The sequence below is a fragment of the Rhodococcus sp. IEGM 1307 genome (genome assembly GCF_030056915.1).
Classification (GTDB): Bacteria; Actinomycetota; Actinomycetes; order Mycobacteriales; family Mycobacteriaceae; genus Rhodococcus_F; species Rhodococcus_F opacus_D.
The window spans coordinates 376,536-390,672 of sequence record NZ_JASHKW010000007.1 but is presented as its reverse complement, the minus strand read 5'-3'; the positions used below and the strand labels follow the sequence as shown (position 1 = coordinate 390,672).

14 protein-coding genes and 1 tRNA gene are annotated in these 14,137 nt (G+C 67.2%); 6 read left to right on the top strand and 9 right to left on the bottom strand.

Features of this window, described 5'->3' with window-relative positions; all coding sequences use genetic code 11:
• Nucleotides 1-60 precede the first annotated feature (60 nt).
• The gene (locus tag QM841_RS16635; RefSeq protein ID WP_005248496.1) at nucleotides 61-384 is read right to left on the bottom strand and encodes a WhiB family transcriptional regulator; all 324 of its coding nucleotides are present in this window, start codon (nucleotides 382-384) and stop codon (nucleotides 61-63) included.
• Nucleotides 385-642: 258 nt separating this feature from the next.
• On the opposite strand from QM841_RS16635, the gene QM841_RS16630 reads away from it, so the two are divergent.
• Nucleotides 643-2,988: a penicillin-binding protein gene (locus tag QM841_RS16630; protein ID WP_280783001.1), complete on the top strand. Its 2,346-nt coding sequence runs from the start codon at nucleotides 643-645 to the stop codon at nucleotides 2,986-2,988.
• A 53-nt stretch (nucleotides 2,989-3,041) separates the two neighbouring features.
• Here QM841_RS16630 and QM841_RS16625 read toward each other — a convergent pair whose 3' ends face one another.
• Nucleotides 3,042-3,509, bottom strand: a complete 468-nt coding sequence (locus QM841_RS16625) for a GatB/YqeY domain-containing protein (protein ID WP_005248498.1) — start codon at nucleotides 3,507-3,509, stop codon at nucleotides 3,042-3,044.
• A 67-nt stretch (nucleotides 3,510-3,576) separates the two neighbouring features.
• Here QM841_RS16625 and QM841_RS16620 point away from each other — a divergent pair, with 67 nt between their 5' ends.
• The 3 genes from QM841_RS16620 (at nucleotide 3,577) to QM841_RS16610 (ending at nucleotide 5,812) form a co-directional block, all read left to right on the top strand.
• Nucleotides 3,577-4,548: a metallophosphoesterase gene (locus tag QM841_RS16620; protein WP_280782912.1), complete on the top strand. Its 972-nt coding sequence runs from the start codon at nucleotides 3,577-3,579 to the stop codon at nucleotides 4,546-4,548.
• A gap of 54 nt (nucleotides 4,549-4,602) precedes the next feature.
• Nucleotides 4,603-4,676 (top strand) — tRNA-Pro (locus QM841_RS16615).
• 128 nt (nucleotides 4,677-4,804) lie between these two features.
• The gene (locus tag QM841_RS16610; protein WP_283332825.1) at nucleotides 4,805-5,812 is read left to right on the top strand and encodes an ABC transporter substrate-binding protein; all 1,008 of its coding nucleotides are present in this window, start codon (nucleotides 4,805-4,807) and stop codon (nucleotides 5,810-5,812) included.
• 1 nt (nucleotide 5,813) lies between these two features.
• Here the strand turns inward: QM841_RS16610 and QM841_RS16605 are convergent, their stop codons facing one another.
• The 3 genes from QM841_RS16605 to QM841_RS16595 all read right to left on the bottom strand — a co-directional run bounded on the left by QM841_RS16605 (nucleotide 5,814) and on the right by QM841_RS16595 (nucleotide 8,864).
• A complete protein-coding gene (locus QM841_RS16605) occupies nucleotides 5,814-6,617 on the bottom strand; it encodes a metal-dependent hydrolase (protein WP_280782914.1) in 804 nt (267 codons plus the stop codon).
• A gap of 263 nt (nucleotides 6,618-6,880) precedes the next feature.
• Entirely contained in the window at nucleotides 6,881-8,350 is a 1,470-nt protein-coding gene (locus tag QM841_RS16600; RefSeq protein ID WP_283332824.1) for a catalase, read from the bottom strand.
• A gap of 55 nt (nucleotides 8,351-8,405) precedes the next feature.
• Nucleotides 8,406-8,864, bottom strand: coding sequence for a Fur family transcriptional regulator (locus QM841_RS16595; protein ID WP_005256074.1), 459 nt, complete (start codon nucleotides 8,862-8,864; stop codon nucleotides 8,406-8,408).
• A gap of 93 nt (nucleotides 8,865-8,957) precedes the next feature.
• Here QM841_RS16595 and QM841_RS16590 point away from each other — a divergent pair, with 93 nt between their 5' ends.
• Both QM841_RS16590 and QM841_RS16585 read left to right on the top strand, forming a co-directional pair.
• Nucleotides 8,958-9,269: an ArsR/SmtB family transcription factor gene (locus QM841_RS16590; protein WP_105421809.1), complete on the top strand. Its 312-nt coding sequence runs from the start codon at nucleotides 8,958-8,960 to the stop codon at nucleotides 9,267-9,269.
• Nucleotides 9,266-9,688: an SRPBCC family protein gene (locus QM841_RS16585; RefSeq protein WP_280782918.1), complete on the top strand. Its 423-nt coding sequence runs from the start codon at nucleotides 9,266-9,268 to the stop codon at nucleotides 9,686-9,688. Before QM841_RS16590 ends, QM841_RS16585 begins: the two co-directional genes overlap by 4 nt.
• Before the next feature lie 5 nt (nucleotides 9,689-9,693).
• On the opposite strand, the gene QM841_RS16580 is transcribed toward QM841_RS16585, so the two are convergent.
• Genes QM841_RS16580 through QM841_RS16565 form a run of 4 tightly spaced genes read right to left on the bottom strand, consistent with a single transcriptional unit; the run spans nucleotide 9,694 to nucleotide 14,111 of the window.
• The gene (locus tag QM841_RS16580; protein WP_283332823.1) at nucleotides 9,694-10,338 is read right to left on the bottom strand and encodes an acetoacetate decarboxylase family protein; all 645 of its coding nucleotides are present in this window, start codon (nucleotides 10,336-10,338) and stop codon (nucleotides 9,694-9,696) included.
• Nucleotides 10,322-12,034: an FAD-dependent oxidoreductase gene (locus QM841_RS16575; RefSeq protein ID WP_283332822.1), complete on the bottom strand. Its 1,713-nt coding sequence runs from the start codon at nucleotides 12,032-12,034 to the stop codon at nucleotides 10,322-10,324. Before QM841_RS16575 ends, QM841_RS16580 begins: the two co-directional genes overlap by 17 nt.
• Entirely contained in the window at nucleotides 12,031-13,521 is a 1,491-nt protein-coding gene (locus QM841_RS16570) for a flavin-containing monooxygenase (protein WP_283332821.1), read from the bottom strand. The genes QM841_RS16575 and QM841_RS16570 overlap by 4 nt, the downstream gene beginning before the upstream one ends.
• Complete coding sequence (locus QM841_RS16565) at nucleotides 13,518-14,111, bottom strand: TetR/AcrR family transcriptional regulator (RefSeq protein WP_283332820.1); 594 nt, start codon at nucleotides 14,109-14,111, stop codon at nucleotides 13,518-13,520. The genes QM841_RS16570 and QM841_RS16565 overlap by 4 nt, the downstream gene beginning before the upstream one ends.
• Between the last annotated feature and the right edge of the window lie 26 nt (nucleotides 14,112-14,137).

Genomic DNA, 14,137 nt, shown 5'->3' with positions numbered 1-14,137 from the left:
GCTCGCTGCCGGAGAACCGGTCACCCGCCTGTGCCTGTCTGCGATTCCGATCCTCGAATTTCAGACAGCGGATTGGTGCTGCCGCTGAGCTTCGAAGAAGTCGGACCATGATTCCACCTCGGGGTGCTGCTTGAGCAACGCCCGGCGCTGACGTTCCGTCATGCCACCCCACACGCCGAACTCGACACGATTGTCGAGAGCATCGGCTCCGCACTGCATCAATACCGGGCAATGCCGGCAAATGGTTGCGGCCTTGCGCTGTGCTGCGCCGCGTACAAAAAGTTGGTCGGGATCGACTTCCCGGCAACGAGCCTGGGTGACCCAGGCGATTCGCGCTTCTGCTTGCTCGACGTCCAGACGGCTGGTTGGGGTGGTCATGTGCATTCGTTTCCCCTCTTCGAGTCTGCACCCCCCGGCACCTAGCACGCCGAGGCTGCACCACATAAGCGATGGGGTGTTATCTCCATCACACTGTTCCAACAATTTAGGTAAAGAAACCGCAACGCGCAAGACGAAGAACACGCTTTTTTGGTACGCCCGTCCATACCCCGTGCTCAGGGCATTTTCCGGGCCGAATTCTGCGCCCAACCAGCGCACCCACAGACCCCACGTAGTCTGTAGATCGTGTCGATTGCAAAAACAGTGGGGAAGCTCGCAGGATCCTCCGCCTTGGCAGGAGTGCTCCTCGCCGGCGTGATGTTTCCGCTCGCCGGAGGGTTCGGTTACGCCTCCAACAGGGCGGCTGACACCGTCGACAACGTCTCGGCCGAACTGGTCGAGGGAACGGTTCCCGCGGTCTCGACGATGGTCGACTCGGCGGGCAATCCCATCGCGTGGCTGTACGACCAGCGGCGCTTCGAAGTGCCCAGCGACAAGATCTCCAACGAGATGAAGCTCGCCATCGTCTCCGTCGAGGACCGCCGGTTCCCCGAACACAAGGGCGTCGACTGGCAGGGCACGATGCGCGCCTTCCTGACCAACACCACGAGCGGTGAGGTGCAGCAGGGCGCGTCCACCCTCGACCAGCAGTATGTGAAGAACTACCAGCTGCTCGTCGTGGCCAAGACCGACGCCGAACGCCGGGCCGCGATCGAGACGACGCCCGCCCGCAAGATCCGCGAGATCCGGATGGCGCTGACGCTCGACAAGGAACTCACCAAGGACGAGATCCTCACCCGTTACCTGAACCTGGTTCCGTTCGGCAACGCTTCGTTCGGCATCCAGGACGCCGCACAGACCTACTTCGGCATCGACGCGTCCGAACTGAACACTCAGCAGTCCGCGATGCTCGCGGGCATGGTGCAGTCGAGTTCGGCACTGAACCCGTACACGAACCCCGAGGGCGTCCTCGAACGACGCAACGTGGTTCTCGACACGATGATCTCGAACATTCCCGAGCGGGCCGCCGAACTGCGGGAGCTCAAAGGGACCCCTCTCGGTGTGTTGCCCGAGCCCAACCGGCTGCCCCGCGGGTGCATCGCCGCCGGCGACCGCGGCTTCTTCTGCGACTACGCCCTGCAGTATCTGGCCAACGCCGGCATCAGCCGCGAGCAGATCGACAAGGGCGGCTACCTGATCAAGACGACGCTCGACCCCGCGGTCCAGGCGTCGACCAAGGCGGCGCTCAACGCGAACGCCAACCCGGAACTCGACGGCATCGCGAACGTCATGAACGTCGTCCAGCCCGGCCAGGATTCGCACCGGATCCTCGCGATGGGCAGTAGCCGCACGTATGGTCTCGACGCGAACGCCAACGAGACCGTGCAGGCGCAGCCGTACTCACTGGCCGGTCACGGCGCCGGGTCCATCTTCAAGATCTTCACAACCGCCGCCGCCATGGAGAAGGGCCTCGGCACGAACGCCATCCTGGACGTTCCCGGCCGGTTCGAGGCCCGGGGCATGGGTAGCGGTGGTGCACGAGGCTGCCCTGCGTCCACGTATTGCGTCGAGAACGCAGGCAAGTACCCCGCGGCACTGTCGGTGACGGACGCGCTGGCACAGTCGCCCAACACCGCGTTCGTCAAGCTGATCCAGGCCACCGGCGTCGCCCCCACCGTCGACATGGCGGTGCGGCTGGGTCTGCGCTCGTACGCCCAGCCCGGCACGTCGGGATTCGACGACCGCAGCATGGCCGACTTCCAGAAGGATCAGAACCTGGGGTCGTTCACCCTCGGGCCCACCTGGATCAATCCCCTGGAACTGTCGAATGTCGCGGCGACGCTCGCCTCGCACGGCAAGTGGTGCCCGCCCACCCCCATCGATTCGGTGTTCGACCGTGAAGGCAAGCCCGTCTCGGTCACCCAGCAGGCCTGCGAGCAGGTGGTCGAACCCGGCCTCGCGGACACGCTCACCAACGCCATGAGCAAGGACGACAAGCCCGGCGGTACGTCCGCCGGGGCGGCGGGCAGCGTCGGCTGGACGCTCCCGATGGCAGGCAAGACGGGTACCACGGAATCCCACATGTCCTCGGGCTTCCTCGGATTCACCAACAACTTCGCCGCCGCCGTCTACGTGTTCGGTGACTCGCCGACGCCGGGTGAGATCTGCTCGGCCCCGCTGCGGCCGTGTGGCGACGGCAACCTGTTCGGTGGAAACGAACCGGCGCGGACCTGGTATGCGGCGATGAACCCCATCGCGAACAACTTCGGGCCGACGACGCTGCCGCCGGTCGACCAGAAGTACGCGCGGGGTTCGCAGAACGGTCAGGTTCCGGACGTCACCGGACTGAGCCAGTCGGCCGCGACGTCCCGTCTGCAGGGAGCGGGGTTCACCGTGAACGCGGTCACCACCGCGTCGCAGGCGGCCAAGGGGACGGTCACGAGCGCATCGCCGTCCGGTTCGGCCATTCCGGGATCGACAATCACGATCTACGTCAGCGACGGATCGGTGAAGGCCGCTCCCCCGCAGGCGCCGGCTCAGGGGATCCCCGTTCCGCCCATCCAGCTGCCCGGCCTGCCGCCGATCCAGCTGCCGCCCATACCCCGGTAACCGCCGGTGAGTGGGGAAGTGTGGCGACCCACGCTTTCCCACTCACATGCGGGTCAGAGGCGGGACTTCACCGCGTGCGAGAGCCGCGAACCGTCCGCCTTGCCGCCCGCGAGTGCGCCGGCAGCCTTCATGACCTGACCCATCTGACGCATGCCGGGACGTTCACCGATTTCCTCGGCCACCTGAGCGATCGCGGTGTCCACGACGTCGACCAGTTCCGCGTCGGTCAGCGGCGTCGGGAGGTACTCGTCGATGATCTGCGCCTCGGCCCGCTCCTGCGCCGCCAGCTCACCTCGACCGTTCTCGGTGTAGATCTCGGCGGACTCGCCGCGCTTCTTCGACTCCTTCGCGAGGACCTTCAGCACCTCGTCGTCGGTGAGTTCGCGGGCTTCCTTGCCGGAGACCTCTTCGGTCTGCACGGCGGCCATCAGCATGCGGATGGTGGCGGTGCGCAGCGAATCCTTGGCCTTCATGGCGGCCGTCATGTCGGAGCGCAGTCTTGCTTTCAGTGAATCTGGCATGGGCGAAACGCTACGCTCCCCGATTCGTCCACTGCATCTCGATTGCGCTCATCAGTATCCTGGAAGAGTGTCTGACGAGTTCCGTGCCAACCTGACCCGCGCCGCCCTGGGTACAGCGGGTGCCGCCGCCCTCGGCATCGGCTACGCCTCGCTCATCGAGCGCAATGCGTTCGCGCTGCGTGAGGTCACGATGCCGGTACTCGAACCCGGGTCGTCGACGCTCCGCGTGCTGCACATCAGCGACCTGCACATGATGCCCGGACAGCGGCTGAAACAGAACTGGCTGCGGGAACTGGACAACCTCGACCCCGACCTCGTCGTGAACACCGGCGACAACCTGTCGCACCAGCGGGCGGTGCCCGCAGTGGTCCAGGCGCTGGGGAATCTGCTCGCCCGCCCCGGACTGTTCGTCTTCGGCAGCAACGACTACTTCGCGCCCAAGCCGAAGAACCCGCTCAAGTACTTCCGCAAGGAACACAAACGTGTCCTCGGCGAGCCGCTGCCGTGGGGCGACCTGCGGGCCGCGTTCACCGAGCGCGGCTGGTTCGACGTCACGCACGTCCGCCGAGACCTCGAGGTGTCGGGTGTCCGGATCGCGTCGGCGGGTGTCGACGATCCGCACCTCAAGCGCGATCGGTACGACACGATCGCCGGTCCGCCCAATCCGCTGGCCGATCTCCGGCTGGGCATCACCCACTCGCCCGAGCCGCGGGTGCTCGACCGGTTCGCGGACGACGGCTACGACCTCGTCCTGGCGGGCCACACGCACGGCGGTCAGCTGTGCCTGCCGTTCTACGGCGCGCTGGTCACCAACTGCGACATCGACCGTTCGCGGGTGAAGGGTCCGTCCAAGTGGGGTGCGCACACCCAACTGCACGTGTCCGCGGGGATCGGGACGTCGCCGTGGGCGCCCGCCCGCTTCTGCTGCCGCCCCGAGGCGACGCTCCTGACGTTGGTTCCGGCTCAGCGCGGCGGCGCGGACGCCGACGCCGCGCGCGGTCGCACCGAGTCGTCGGAGAGCACCGTTATACGCAACTGACCAGGGGATTTAATGGTGACTGGTTGGGTAATGTAAGCTAGCCGAGGTTCAACACGGGGTGTGGCGCAGCTTGGTAGCGCGCTTCGTTCGGGACGAAGAGGTCGTGGGTTCAAATCCCGCCACCCCGACAGTGTGAGACACCGAGAAGAGGCCTTGACCGGTTCGCCGGTCAGGGCCTCTTCTGCGTGGTGGGGGCGTTTTCCGGTCGCAGCGACCCCGCGACCACCCGTCCGAAACCTCAGGCTAGCCTCACCTCATGTCTTCGAGGCTCTACGTACGCGCCGGGCTGGTCGCCCTGGCCACCGTCATTCTCGCCGCCTGCGGCACCACCGACACCGGGTCGCCCGCCGGCAACGCCGACGTCGCCACCGGCGGCCGCCTATTCGCCACGGCGGATGCCGAGACCGCCAAGCTCGGCACCGACGCCGAACCGGGCGTCTTCCCCCGGACCATCACCCACGCGCTCGGCGAGACCGTCATCGAGAAGAAGCCCGAACGGGTGATCGTCCTCGACGGCGGTGAGCTGGACGACGTGCTGTCCCTGGGAATCACGCCCGTCGGGCTGGCCAGCCCGGAGAGCGCGGCCGGTCAGCCGTCCTACCTCGCCGACAAGCTGGCCGGGGTGCCGGACGTCGGGACCACCAACAACCTGAACCTCGAGGCGATCTCCGCGCTGCAGCCCGATCTGATCCTGGGCAGCAAGCTGCGCGCCGACAAGCTGTACCCGCAGCTGTCGTCCATCGCACCGACCGTGTTCGGCATCCGCCCCGGTTTCCCGTGGAAGGAGAACTTCCTGCTGGTCGCCGACGCTCTCGGTGAGGAGACCAAGGCGGAGGAGGTACTCAACGCCTATCAGACCCGCGCCGACGAGGTCCGGGAGTCCATCACGGGCAAGCCGACGATCTCGCTGGTCCGGTTCATGTCCGGCAAGATCCGCCTGTACGGCAACCTGTCGTTCATCGGTGTCATCCTGAAAGACGTCGGACTTCCGCGTCCGACGGTGCAGAACGTCGACGAACTCGCCGTCGAGGTGAGTCAGGAGACGATCGGTGAGGCGAACGCCGACCGGATCTTCTACTCCAGCTACGGCGCGCCCACGACCACCGACGAGTCGACCGTGGTCGGCGGCCCGCTGTGGAATCAGATGCAGGCGGTGAAGGACGGCAAGGCCGTGCACGTGAGCGACGAGACCTGGTTCCTCGCGCTGGGGCCCACCGGGGCGATGATTGTCCTCGACGACCTCGAGAACATGCTCGCGGCCTGAGTCACTGCGGGGCGGGCATGAACGCGTCGTAGATTGCCTGTGGCGCACCGTCGATGGCCCAGATGACCATGAGTCCGACGGCCACCGTGAGGGCGGGCCCGAGCACGACCTTCTCGAAGGGCCCGCCTGCCCGGATGGACAGGAACGACGGGAGCCGGAACTCCCACCACCGTTCCTTGCCGAGCGTGAGGAACGGCGCGAGGAAGGGGACGCCCTCCTTGGTGATGGCGTCCCCGAGGCAGTGGGTAACGCAGCCGAGCGCCACCGCGACTCCGAGTCCGGTGGAACCGGCCTCGGTGGGATACGACTGCCAGGTGAGCGCGGACAGCACCGCCGCGACCGCCGAAACCGCCAGCCAGCCTTTTTCTTTGGCCAGCTCCCCGGCCAGCCCTCGGAGCGCGAGCCCGAGGCAGACGAACAGTGTCGCGATGATGGCCGGCTTGCCGAACTGGACGACCAGCGCGGACACCCCGGCCCCGATACCGGCGGCGAACAGGGCCGTGTGGGTGAGCGTGCGGTGCCCGCCGCGCCGCTTGCCGTCACGTTTGCCCTTGGTGACGGTGTAGAAACCCAGCGACACCGCATCGACGCCCTTCGCGACGACGCTGCTGACCGGACCGAACGAGCGCGAGACCGTGGACTGGCTCGTGTCCAGATCCGGGAGAAGCGCCGCTCCGGCGCACACCGCCGCGAACGTGAAGGTCTCGGCGGTCGACGTGGGCCCACCCCAGTCGAGCGGCAGCAGATCCGCCACCGCCAGACCGACAGCCGCACCGGACATTGCATGGGTGGGACCCATCACCATGGAACACAGCACCTTTCGACCCCGACTCGGGACACGGTCATCCGAGCCGGTGTCCTGACACCGCCCAACCTAGCAACAACATCCGACACACCCGTCACACGGCCGTGAAGCGCAGTGGCGTCCGTCCCCGCCGAAGGTGGATGATGGAAGTGCGGTGCGTGCAGTCGGGCGGAGGAGGGTCGTCGTGGAAACTGTGATCGTGTTCGTTCTCGCCGTGCTGATCTATTGGTGGGGCCTGCTCTGAGCCTGCCCCACCAACGACATCAGTTCTGGCTCTGCCCTTCCCGGACACCGATTTCCACTCGCTTGCCCAGGTCGGGGTCGACGCTCTTCCAGTAGTCGAAGACCCGCAGCAGAACCGGTTCGCTGACGCCGCCGAGTGCGTGGCCGACGATGTTGTCGACCAGGCGGTCGCGTTCGTCGTCGCTCAGGACCTCACGGACGAGCGTGCCCGCCTGCGTGAAATCGCCGTCCTCGGCGTGCTCGATGTAGCCGGCTCGCACGGACTCGCCGTCGAACGCCCACTGTCCCTCGTCGCCCGCGAGCGATGCGTCGGCGTGCGGGCCGCCGTAGGAGTTCGGCGCGTACACGGGGGTCTCGGGCGAATTGGTGGCGTACCGCATCGCACCGTCCTGCGAGTACGAGTTCACCCGGTTCTTGGGCGCGTTGACCGGCAGCTGCGCGTAGTTGGCGCCGATGCGGTACCGGTGCGCGTCCGCGTAGGAGAAGACCCGTCCCAGCAGCATCTTGTCGGGCGAGAAGCCGATTCCCGGAACGACATTCGACGGCTCGAACGAGGCCTGCTCGATCTGCGCGAAGAAGTTGTCGGGGTTCCGGTTGAGGGTCCACTTGCCGACCTCGATCAGCGGGTAGTCCTTCTGCGACCACACCTTGGTGAGGTCGAACGGGTTGAACCGGTAGCCCTCGGCCTCGTCGACGGGCATGACCTGGACCTTCAGCGTCCAGCTGGGGAACTCGCCGCGGGCGATCGTGTCGTACAGGTCGGCGCGGTGATGGTCGGGGTCGTTGCCTGCGAGGGTGTCGGCCTCGTCCTGGGTGAGGAACTCGATGCCCTGATCGGTCTTGAAGTGGTACTTGACCCAGAACCGTTCGCCTTCGGCGTTGACCCACTGGTACGTGTGCGAGCCGAAACCGTCCATGTGACGCCACGTCTTCGGGATTCCGCGGTCACCCATCAGCCAGGTCACCTGGTGAGCGGACTCGGGCCGCAGCGTCCAGAAGTCCCACTGCATGTTGTGGTCGCGCAGACCGGATCCCGGCAGTCGCTTCTGCGAGTGGATGAAGTCGGGGAACTTGATCGGGTCCTTGATGAAGAAGACGGGCGTGTTGTTGCCGACGAGGTCGTAGTTGCCGTCCTCGGTGTAGAACTTCACGGCGAATCCGCGCGGGTCACGCCAGGTGTCGGGGCTGCCCTGCTCGCCGGCGACGGTGGAGAAGCGCACCAGCGACTCGGTCCTCGCGCCGGGCTGGAACAGCTTTGCCTTCGTGTAGCGGCTCACGTCGTGGGTGACGACCAGTTCGCCGAACGCGCCGCCGCCCTTGGCATGGACGACGCGCTCCGGGACACGTTCCCGGTTGAACTGGGCGAGCTTCTCGATCAGGTAGTGGTCGTGCAGCAGGATGGGGCCCTGTGTGCCCGCTGTGAGGGATTCGTTGTCGCTGGCGACGGGAATTCCGAAGTTGTTGGTGGTGGCGCGCTGTGTTTCAGGCATGGCAAAGCCTCCAGGTTGCATCGGGTGAGGGTGAAGCAGTGGGGACGGAGTGGGTTCAGGACAGGGCTGCTGCCGACCCGGTTCCGCTCTGCGCGCCGGTCTGGCACTGCGAGCAGAGCCCCCAGAAGACGACCTCGGCCTCGTCGATCTCGAAACCGTGGGCCTGCGACGGGTCGAGGCACGGAGCCTCACCGACGGCGCAGTCCACGTCCACGACGGTCCCGCAACTGCGGCACACGAGGTGGTGGTGGTTGTCTCCGGTACGGGTTTCGAACCGTGCGGGGGATCCCGCGGGCTCGATACGTCTGAGCAGGCCGGCGGCGGTGCACGCCTTGAGGACGTCGTATACCGCCTGGGTGGAGACCGATCCCAGCTCTTCACGAACTACGGCCGCAATGTCGTCGACGTCGGAATGCGGCCGTACGGCAACCGCATTCAACACTGCAACACGTGGTGCAGTGACACGCAGGCCCACCTCGCGCAGCTGCGCTTTGGGATCCGTGTCGTGTCGCATGTGTTCAAGTATCGCGCCTTTTTGGAATTAGTCAAGAAAAGGATGTGTCGGAAATTCTTGACATGTCGGAAATCTCCGACATAAAGTCGCGGCGTGCCCGACGACGACGTCTTCATCGCCCTCGCCAACCCCGTGCGACGGCGCCTGCTGGAAATCCTGATGGACGGCCCCCTCACCGCCGGGGACCTCGCCGGCCGGTTCGACCTCAGCCGGCCCGCGGTGGCAGAGCACCTGCAGGTCCTGCGCCGGGCCGGGCTCGTCCGCGACGAACCGTCCGGACGGCAACGGCACTACCACCTGACCGCCGAGCCGCTCGCCGACGTCGGCGACTGGCTGCACCCGTTCGAGCGGTTCTGGCGTGGCCGCTTGCGCACACTCGCCGAATTCCTCGAGGAGGACTCATGACCGACCGCACCACCACCACGATTTCCGTCGACCAGTTCATCGCCGCGCCACCCGCCAAGGTGTGGCGCGCCCTCACCGAGCCGGAACTGCTCGCCCGCTGGTGGGCCGCGGGCGACATCGCCGCCACTGTCGGGCATCGGTTCCACCTCGACATGCCCGGCTGGGGCGCCGTTCCCTGCGAGGTGGTCGAGGTCGAACCCGAGCGACGCTTCGTCTACACCTTCACCGAGAACTGGACGCTGGTCTGGCGCCTCGTTCCCGAGGGTGCGGGCACCCGCCTGTTCCTCGACCATTCCGGCTTCGACCTCGACGACAAGCGCAGCCGCGACGCTTTCGAGCGGATGGGTCCGGGTTGGCGCGACACCGTGCTGCCCCGTCTCGCCGGCGTGGTCGCGGACATCGGACCGCGACCCGCCTGATCCGGTCAGCGGAGTTGCGCGGGTCCGGTGGTCATCCGGCCGTCCGTGATCACGATGCCGTGGTGTGTGCCGGGCGTCAGCCAGTCACCGAGGGTGGGACCTTCGGCCGTCACGTCCACGCGGGCATACCGGAAATGGCCCCGAAGTCGCGCGGACGCCGTGACGAGGCCGTTGTCGCCGGGTTGAGCGAACCCCAGCGCGCCGGCAATCGGTAGCCGCGGGCCGCGTGGCCGAGTGCTCGTGGTGACGCGCCACGCGTCGGACGACGCCTCGAAGTCGCCGTGCACGTCGCCGTCGAACTCGGCAGGCACCTTCGGCAGGCTCCAGTGCACCCGTCCGCCGTGCACGGAGGGTTCCGAATCCACGGCGATGAACGGGACCGCCATGCGGGGCAGGACGCCGATGCGACGACCGGGCGCGCGGAGCACCGGACTGGCGAGGATTTCCCGGTAGGGGCCGACCGGCGAGTCCAGGTAGTCGACCATCATCGCCAGGGTCAACGGCACGGTGGCGCCGTCGGGTCCGAGCGCGCGAGCGGCCGTGGTGCTGCGGTGCCACCACAGTGTCGCGCGCACCCCCGCCGGCCACGGGGGTGGCGAGCTCTCGGGCCAGTCGGTGCGCTGGGTGGTCGATTCAGGCACGCTCCACATCGACTGTCTCCCTTCGGGTGGCGACCGTCAGCGGGAGCCGCAGCGCACCCGGCGCGTCGGCGGGTACCACCGGATTCCGGGGCGGCGACGGTTCGATACGTACGTATGGCTTGCCCGGCTCGGGCCGGGTGTCGACCTCACCCTTGTTGGGCCACAACGCGAATGCACGCTCGGCCTGGGCGGTGATGGTGAGCGACGGGTTGACGCCGAGGTTCGCGCTCACCACGGAGCCGTCGGCCACGTGCAGACCGTCGTGTCCGTACGCCCGCAGGTAGGGGTCGACGACACCGGTGTCCGGCGAGTCCCCGATGGTGCAACCCCCGAGGAAATGCGCGGTCATCGGAATGTTCACGACGTCGGCGAACGAACCACCGGGGTCTCCCCCGATCCGTTCGGCCACCTTGCGGATGGCCGTGTGACCCTGCGGGATCCACTCGGGCGGCGGATCTCCGGGTCCGGGACGGCTGGTGACCGCGCGACCGAGGCGGCCCTTGCCCTTGGCCAGTTCGAGCGAATTGTCGTCGGTCTGCATCACGAGCGCGATCACGGTGCGTTCCGACCAGTGCCGCACCGACAGGCTCCGCACGAAAGCCCCGGGGCGGCGCAACGCGACGCCGACCGTCTTCAGCAGCCGCGGCGTCCTGCCGCCGCCGTCGCTGAGCACGGTCTGCAACAGTCCGATCGCGTTACTGCCCTTGCCGTACCGCACGGGCTCGATGTGGGTGTGATCGTCCGGGTGGAACGAGGACGTGATGGCCACGCCCTTCGTGAAGTCGGTGGCACGGTCCTTCGCCGTGGCCGCGAGCACCGCCTCCGAGTTGGTGCGCACCACCGATCCCAGCCTCGGCGACAACCGCGGCAGCGCACCGGATTCCTTCATCGCCAGCAGCAGCCGGGCGGTGCCGTACGTGCCTGCGGCGACGACCACTTGGTCGGCGGTGAACGTGTGCTCGCGCTTGCGGATGCCGTCGGTGCGGCGGGTCCGCAGCTCGTAGCCGCCACCCGATCGGGGGCGCAACTCCTTCACCGTCGTCAGCGGATGTATCCGGGCGCCCGACTTCTCGGCGAGGTGGAGGTAATTCTTGACGAGCGTGTTCTTCGCGCCCACCCGGCAACCCGTCATGCAGCTGCCGCACTCGGTGCACCCCGTGCGCTCGGGCCCCTCGCCGCCGAAGAACGGATCGGCCACCCGCGATCCCGGTTCGCCGAAGAAGACGCCCACCGGTGTGGACGTGAACGTCTCACCGGCGCCCATCTCCTCGGCCACCTCACGCATGACGGCGTCGGCGGGGGTGAACGACGGATTGGTCGTCACGCCCAGCATCCGTTTCGCCTGCTCGTAATACGGGGCCAGCTCCGACTGCCAGTCGGTGATGTGCGCCCACTGCTTGTCCTCGAAGAAGCGGCGCGGCGGCTGGTAGAGGGTGTTCGCGTAGTTCAGCGACCCACCCCCGACCCCCGCCCCGGCCATGACCAGGACGTCGGGGAGAAGGTGGATCCGTTGCACGCCGTAGCAGCCCAGCCAGGGTGCCCACAGGTAGCGCCGCAGCCGCCAGCTCGTCTCGGGCAGCTCGTCGTCGGCGAAGCGTCTGCCCGCTTCGAGAACGCCGACCCGGTAGCCCTTCTCGGTCAGCCTGAGCGCGGCGACGCTACCACCGAAACCGGAGCCGACCACGATCACGTCGTAGTGCGTCACGCGACGGTCTCCTTCGCGGCTTTGCGTCGTGAGACGTAGTTCTCCTGATCGAAACGTTGCAGCTGGGAGCGGAACTTCCAGGTGAAGGTCGGCCACTGCACCGAGTTCCGACCCTCGGAGTCGTAGTACCAGCTCGAGCAGCCGCCCTTGTTCCACACGGTGGTCTGCAGTTCGGATTGGATGCGGGTGTTGTACCGGCGCTGCGCCTCCTCGGTGACCTCGAAGGCGGTGATCCCGCTGTCGTGCATCACGTTCAAGGCGTCGGCGATGTACGCGGACTGCGATTCGAGCATGTAGACGATCGAGCTGTGCCCGAGGTTGGTGTTGGGACCGTACATCAGGAACAGGTTGGGAAACCCGGCGACGGTGGTCCCCTTGTATGCACTCGGGCTGCCGTCCCAGTGCTCGGCGAGGGTGCGGCCGTTCGCCCCGCGTAACGCATGCGCCACAGGCGGTTCCGTCGGCGTGAAGCCGGTCGCGAAGATGATGGTGTCGACCTTGTGCTCGTTACCCACCGCGTCGACGACGCCGTCCGGCGTGACCCCGGCGAGTCCCGCGTCGACGAGCGTGACGTCGGGACGGTCGAGGGTCCGCAACCAGTCGTTCGACAGCAGCATCCGCTTGCAGCCGATGGTGAAGTTCGGTGTGAGCTTCCGGCGCAGTTCGGGATCCCGCACCTGCCGGCGAAGATGCGCCTTGGCCACCATCTCGAAAACCGGCAGCAGCCCGGTGGCGTGGGCGAGCACTCCGCCCAGCGCTTCACGGAAGCTGTACACGGACCCGCGGACGGCTTTCTGCACCAACGGCAGTCGACGATAGAGGCTCTTCTCGGAGCCGGACAGTTCGCGGTCGAGGCGTGGGATCACCCAGGCGGGCGTGCGCTGGAACACGGTGAGATGCTCGGCTGCGGGCGCGATCTCCGGGACGAACTGCACGGCGGACGCACCAGTGCCGATCACCGCCACGCGCTCACCGGTGAGGTCGTGGTCGTGGTTCCACGTGGCCGAGTGGAACGTGGTGCCGCCGAACGTCTCCAACCCGGGCATGTCCGGGACGCTGGGAGTCGACAGCGCACCGGTCGCGGCCACCACGACGTCGGCCGTCAGCGTTCCGCGGCTCGTCCGAACGGTCCAGATGGCCTCGTCGTCGTCCCAGTACGCTTCCTGCAGTTCACAATCGGTCACCACCCGAGACCGGACACCGGTGTCGGCCGCGACCTTCTTCAGATAACGGTGGATCTCGGGTTGGCGGGCGAACGTGTGACTCCAGTCGGCGCTCGGCGCGAACGAGTACGAGTACAGCGACGTCGGGACGTCGCACGCACACCCCGGGTAGGTGTTGTCTCGCCACGTGCCGCCGACGTCGTCGCCGCGCTCGATGATCAGGACGTCGGCCTGCGGCTGCGTCTGCAGGATGCGCGCCGCCAGTCCCATGCCGGCGAAACCGGCCCCCACGATGAGGGTGTGTACGTGTTGCGGAAGATTCACGACTTCTCCACCTTCGATTCCCACACGGGCAACAGCCGCGCGCGTAGTGATTGTTCGGCCTCGGGGGTGCGGAACAATGCCGACACCGCCAGACCGCGAACCAATTCGATACTGAGCTCGATGGCGTCGGCGTCGAACCGATCGCCGAACACCGCCGCCGACCCGCGGCGCAGAGCGTCGTTGACCTTCCGCTCGAGCGGAACCGTCGCCTCGTACAGCGCCTGGTCGGTGCGGGCGGCCACCCACAGCTCGAGGGCCGCATAGAACAGCGGGCCGGAGAAGGCGTCGGCGAGCACTTCGACGCCGCGGCCGGCATCCACTTCGGTTGCGAGGATCTCCTCCAGCCGCTTGTCCACGAGATGTTCCACGGCGGCCACCACCAGCGACTCCTTGGTCGGGAAATGGTGCAGCTGCGCGCCCCGCGACACCCCCGCCCGCCGGGCGATGCCCTGCGTCGTGGTGCGGGCGTACCCGAGCTCGACCAGCGAGTCGACGGCCGCGTCGAGCAGCTTCGTGCGCATCGCCGCGGTCCGCTCGGCCTGCGTGCGGGTCGGCTTGACCAGTTCTGTGTCAGGTGTCACACCCAGCACTGTAGGCGGAAAAAAGAAAACAGTCC

Excerpts from the sequence above, each read along its gene's own strand:
- QM841_RS16635 (WP_005248496.1), bottom strand. The coding sequence starts at position 384 with ATGCACATGACCACCCCAACCAGCCGTCTGGACGTCGAGCAAGCAGAA.
- QM841_RS16625 (WP_005248498.1), bottom strand. The coding sequence starts at position 3,509 with ATGCCAGATTCACTGAAAGCAAGACTGCGCTCCGACATGACGGCCGCC.
- QM841_RS16610 (WP_283332825.1), top strand. The coding sequence starts at position 4,805 with ATGTCTTCGAGGCTCTACGTACGCGCCGGGCTGGTCGCCCTGGCCACC.
- QM841_RS16605 (WP_280782914.1), bottom strand. The coding sequence starts at position 6,617 with ATGGTGATGGGTCCCACCCATGCAATGTCCGGTGCGGCTGTCGGTCTG.
- QM841_RS16600 (WP_283332824.1), bottom strand. The coding sequence starts at position 8,350 with ATGCCTGAAACACAGCGCGCCACCACCAACAACTTCGGAATTCCCGTC.
- QM841_RS16595 (WP_005256074.1), bottom strand. The coding sequence starts at position 8,864 with ATGCGACACGACACGGATCCCAAAGCGCAGCTGCGCGAGGTGGGCCTG.
- QM841_RS16585 (WP_280782918.1), top strand. The coding sequence starts at position 9,266 with ATGACCGACCGCACCACCACCACGATTTCCGTCGACCAGTTCATCGCC.
- QM841_RS16580 (WP_283332823.1), bottom strand. The coding sequence starts at position 10,338 with ATGTGGAGCGTGCCTGAATCGACCACCCAGCGCACCGACTGGCCCGAG.